The sequence below is a fragment of the uncultured Agitococcus sp. genome, assembly GCF_937920075.1.
Taxonomy (GTDB): Bacteria; Pseudomonadota; Gammaproteobacteria; order Pseudomonadales; family Moraxellaceae; genus Agitococcus.
Genome location: NZ_CALETI010000047.1, coordinates 1 through 4,737 on the forward strand (window position 1 = coordinate 1; position 4,737 = coordinate 4,737).

Consider the following 4,737-nt stretch of genomic DNA (forward strand, 5'->3'; position numbering starts at 1 on the left):
AGCGTCCATCGTTAGCATAACCCTGTTACCCGCCTTGTGCGGGTTTTTTTATGCCCAAAATTTAATGTTTCCCTCCGAACAAGAACGTTCAACCTAATAACTGAGGTAAAAGATTATGACGTTAAATATTAAAAACTGTCCTATCGTTTTGCCTCTCAATAAATTGCAAGTGCGTTCAAAGCTCACACAATTCATTGCAGTACATTGTTCAGCTACTAAAGCCACTCAAGATATTGGTGTTATTGAAATTGACCAAATGCACAAGCAAAGAGGTTTTGCTTGTGTTGGTTATCATTATGTCATTAGACGTAACGGAACAATTGAGCGTGGTCGTCCAGTTAATACAGTTGGCGCGCATGTAGAAGGCTATAACAGCGTATCAATCGGTATTTGCATGATCGGCGGCTTAAACGCTAAAGGCAAGGGCGAAAATAACTTTACGCAATCTCAGTTTGCATCTTTACGTGATTTAGTAGCAGAACTTAAAAAAACATATCAAGTTGCAAAGGTACAAGGTCATCGTGACTTTAGCAAAGACCTTAATTTTGATGGCAAGATCACATCAAACGAATGGATGAAAGAATGCCCATGCTTTGATGTTGCAGAGTTCTTGGCAGCAAAATGAAAACAATAATTTTATTAATGTTGTGTGCTGCATTAAGTGCCTGTGCCACTGTGCCAGTCCCAGAGCTAAACATTAAATGCACTGTTGGAATAACTAAAAATGATAACTAAACAAGACATGGTTATGCAAAACGAGACGTATAGTTTATTAACAATCATTAGCAGTATGTTTGTGTTTAGTGCCTGGTTATTTGTGGGTATATTAGCGGCACTGGTTATGATTGCCTTAACACCACCAAATACCAAAACAGAATTGTTTGGCATGGTTGCCAGTGCGTTTGCCTCCTCGTTGTTTGTAGGGCCATTGGTTATAGAAGCCTATGGCTTTGGTCATTATGGCTTACAAGCACAACTCGGTATTTGCTTTATGTGTGCTGTGCCAGCATGGTTATTGTGGTCAGTGGTTCGCGTGATTATTCAAAAATGGCGCGATAGTAAAAACCCTGTTGACGCTATTGGTAAAGATATTAAAAAAATTAAGAAGTGGTTTTGAGTGCCAACGGCTGCAAAAAAGCCTTGTTGTCATACAGGGTGCAAACAGTACGCGGTTAAGCAAGGTTATTGCTTAGCCCACCAACAACAAAAAACACAATACGACAAAGAGCGCGGTAATAGTTATCAGCGTGGTTATAACTCACAATGGCGACAAGCGCGGTTAGATTATTTAAGTAGCAATCCGTTGTGTGTTCACTGTCAATCACAAGGCATTGTTAAAGCTGCAAGTGTGGTTGACCACATTCAGGCGCACAAAGGCGACCAAGATTTATTTTGGGATGAAGCCAATTGGCAAGCCTTGTGTTTGTCTTGTCACAATAGTAAGACAGCTAAAAAAGATATGGGTGCATGGGTATCTTCTACTTCTAAAAATAATTAGGGAAGGGGGTACTAAAAGTCTATGACTATGCCCCTAGAGACCGCGCCTTAACCTTAAATAAACTATTTTGAATTTTTAGACTTGGGGGGAGTTTGATTAACCCTTAGCTGAGGTTTTTAAAATGTATCAGCCACCTAATTTAACGGTGGTGGTTGCTAGTCCTCAACCACTGGCCGACACGCATCAAAATGATGCCGAGATTCCAGATAGCATAAAAAAACTTACGCCCAAAGAGCGCAAGATTTGGCAGCACGTGACGCAAGCACTTAAAGATCAGGGCTTGATTCATCAAACAGATGCCATGCTGTTAAATGTCATTGTGACTACGTTTTGTCGGTGGGTGGACACCGAAGAACAACTTGAAAAGTACATGAAAGAACACGAGGGCTCGTACCTTTGCACAACGCCAAACGGTTACGAACAGCCTCACCAGTTGTTTTATGCTGCTCGCCATTTAAAGCGCGATTTGCTTAATTGGTTGCCCGAAGCGTGTTTGACTATTCCGAGTTTTAGAAAAGCCAAAAACCTAATTGCACAGCCACAACAAGGTCAATTGTTTGGTGATAACTTAACTAATTTTGTGGGCAGTAAACCGCGTTTGGTGGGTGGCTAATGCCAAATGCCACACTTGACTGGGATAAGTACGGACGCGATGTATTGGCAGGTAATATTGTTGTTTGTAAGTGGACACGATTAGCGGTTGAGCGTCATTACCGAGATTTGCAAAACGCGCATGAGCGCGGCCTTGTGTTTAGTGAAGAACACGCACGCCATGCTTTACGCTTCTTTGATTTTTTAAAGCACAGCAAAGGCAAGTGGGCAAGACAGCCGTTTATATTGTCAGACTGGCAAGCGTTTTGGACGGCTTTAATGTTTGGCTGGTTGCGGTTTGATGGTACGCGCCGCTTTCGCAAGGCTTATTTTAGGGTTGCGAGAAAGAACGGTAAAACAACTTGGATTGCTGGTATAGGTTTGTATTTGTTTGTAGGCGATGGTGAAGCAGGCGCGGAAGTTTTTACGGCTGCTACCAAGTTATCGCAAGCAAAATTGATTCATGTTGAAAGTCAAATGATGGTGAGACAGTCACCTGACTTAGCAAAACACATTACAAGCCAACGAGACAATTTGTTTATTGCGGGTACGTCTTGTAAGTACGTGCCATTAGGCGCGGATGCCAAAACAGAAGATGGTCTTAATCCTCACGGTGCATTGATTGATGAGTTACACGCGCATCCAAGCCGTGAACTTTACGATGTTATCGACAGTGCGACAGGCGCACGCGAACAGCCCTTAATGCTAATGATTACCACTGCTGGCTTTGGTGGACTTGAAACAATATGCCGTGTTGAGGATGAATACGTTAAGGGCATATTAGAAGAAACGATTGAAGATGATAAATACTTAGGGGTGATTTATCAGTTAGATGAAGTCGAAAAACTTGGCGATGATGACGACACAGACGAAAAGTCTGACGACTGGCAAGACGAAACAAAATGGATTAAGGCTAATCCAAATTTAGGCGTATCAGTCAATATTGAAAAATTGCGTGAAGCTGCAACCAAGGCAAAACAAGACCCTTCTGCCTTAGATAATTTCTTAACTAAACATTTAGATATGTGGGTCAAGGGTGCGCGTAAGTGGATGCCTATTAAGCAGTGGAAAAAATGTGCGGCTAAGTATGAGTTGCAAAGTTTTGAACAAGCTAACTTAGTGATTGCTGGTTTAGATTTAGCAAGCGTCAGTGACTTATGCAGCTTAGTTTTAATGGCTACGATGCCTAATGGTAAAAAACGGATTTGGTGTAAACATTATTTACCTGAAGATAGAGCATTAGATCAACACAACAAAAACGCAGCACTGTATAAGCGTTGGTCAGAGCAAGGTTGGCTAACTTTAACATCAGGTAACGTGACTGATTACGCTTATATTGAGCGCGATGTCTTGGCATTAAAAGATAGCCTCAACATCAAAGAAATTGCGTTCGATAAATATAACGCTACGCAAATTGTAAATAACTTACAAGCCGAAGATGTAGAGATGGTTGAGTTTAGACAAGGCTTTTTGTCTATGTCGCCTGCTATGAAGCAACTAGAGATTGATATTTTAACAGGCAACATCGAACACCCTAATGACCCTGTGATGAATTGGGCCATGAGTAATGTGGTAATGGTTCGTGATGCAGCAGGCAATCAAAAACCTGATAAAGAAAAATCAATCGGCAAAATTGACCCTGTTGTGGCGTTGATTATGGCCGCAGGTAGAACGGCTTTGTTTACCGAAGATATACCTTCTTCTATTACTGTATTTTATAATTATGAAAAAACGACACGCTAAAGCAAGACGTAAGCCACTTGTGCAAAACTCGACTTCTACTAATTTAAGTATGTCTAGTTTTAATGAGTTTGTAACAGGTGGCGTTAGCACCGCAGGCGTGTACTTAAACGAACGCACTGCATTAACGATTAGTGCAATCTTTGCGTGTATTCAATTGATTGCTGGGGCGGTAAGTAGCTTACCTTTGCCTGTGTACCGTGTGGCTTCAAACGGTGATAGAGAGCGCGTTGACCACGATAACTGGTGGTTTGTCAATCAACAAGCAAGTCCTGTTTATTCGTCCAGTGCGTTTTGGTCGTACATTATTTTAAGCAAGTGTTTGCATGGTGATGGCTTTGCACGGATTCATCGTGTTACGCCTTATACCGATGACGTAAAAATGCTTGAGCCGTTGCACCCATTAAATGTGCAAGTGTGCCTTAACCCAAATGATTCAAGCCGACGTTTGTATGTAGTGACAAACAACTTAACAGGCATTACTGAAACGATTGACCAAGATGATATTTTGCATTTTAGCGGACTTGGTTTTAATGGCTTGCGTAGCATTAGCCCTTTGCGTTACTCGTTAAAGTTTGCAGGTGGCATTGCCTTGGCTGCTGATAATTTTAGTGCTGACTTTTTTGGCGAAGGAAATAAACCTGAGTTTGTCATTAAGACTCAAGATGCCAAACTCAACGAAGATCAGAAAGTAATAATTCAAAGTGCGTGGGCAGATTTAATTGCAGGCAACAGACGTAAACCTGGTGTGCTTGGCAAAGGCATGGAGATTCAAGAGCTAACGCTTAGTGCAGAAGATGCCCAACTGATTGCTACACGTCAATTTCAAGTTGAAGATATTGCCCGCGCTTTTGGTGTGCCACCTTTTATGATTGGCCACACAACCAACACCACAAGCTGGGGCAGTG

The 4,737-nt window shown here is 41.8% G+C and carries 6 protein-coding genes; all 6 read left to right on the forward strand.

The features are described from left to right. Positions 1 to 115: 115 nt before the first annotated feature. Positions 116 to 625: an N-acetylmuramoyl-L-alanine amidase gene (locus Q0212_RS01350; protein ID WP_297921061.1), complete on the forward strand. Its 510-nt coding sequence runs from the start codon at positions 116 to 118 to the stop codon at positions 623 to 625. A 99-nt stretch (positions 626 to 724) separates the two neighbouring features. Then, positions 725 to 1,117: a hypothetical protein gene (locus Q0212_RS01355; RefSeq protein WP_297921064.1), complete on the forward strand. Its 393-nt coding sequence runs from the start codon at positions 725 to 727 to the stop codon at positions 1,115 to 1,117. Beyond that, on the forward strand, positions 1,118 to 1,498 hold the full coding sequence (locus Q0212_RS01360) for an HNH endonuclease (protein ID WP_297921067.1): 381 nt from the start codon (positions 1,118 to 1,120) through the stop codon (positions 1,496 to 1,498). It abuts the gene before it with no gap. Between the two features lie 121 nt (positions 1,499 to 1,619). Beyond that, positions 1,620 to 2,111, forward strand: a complete 492-nt coding sequence (locus tag Q0212_RS01365) for a P27 family phage terminase small subunit (RefSeq protein WP_297921071.1) — start codon at positions 1,620 to 1,622, stop codon at positions 2,109 to 2,111. Beyond that, on the forward strand, positions 2,111 to 3,832 hold the full coding sequence (locus tag Q0212_RS01370; RefSeq protein ID WP_297921074.1) for a terminase TerL endonuclease subunit: 1,722 nt from the start codon (positions 2,111 to 2,113) through the stop codon (positions 3,830 to 3,832). Before Q0212_RS01365 ends, Q0212_RS01370 begins: the two co-directional genes overlap by 1 nt. Further along, positions 3,813 to 4,737 (forward strand): phage portal protein (locus tag Q0212_RS01375; protein ID WP_297921077.1); only part of this gene is annotated, 925 nt, incomplete at its 3' end. The genes Q0212_RS01370 and Q0212_RS01375, both read left to right, overlap by 20 nt.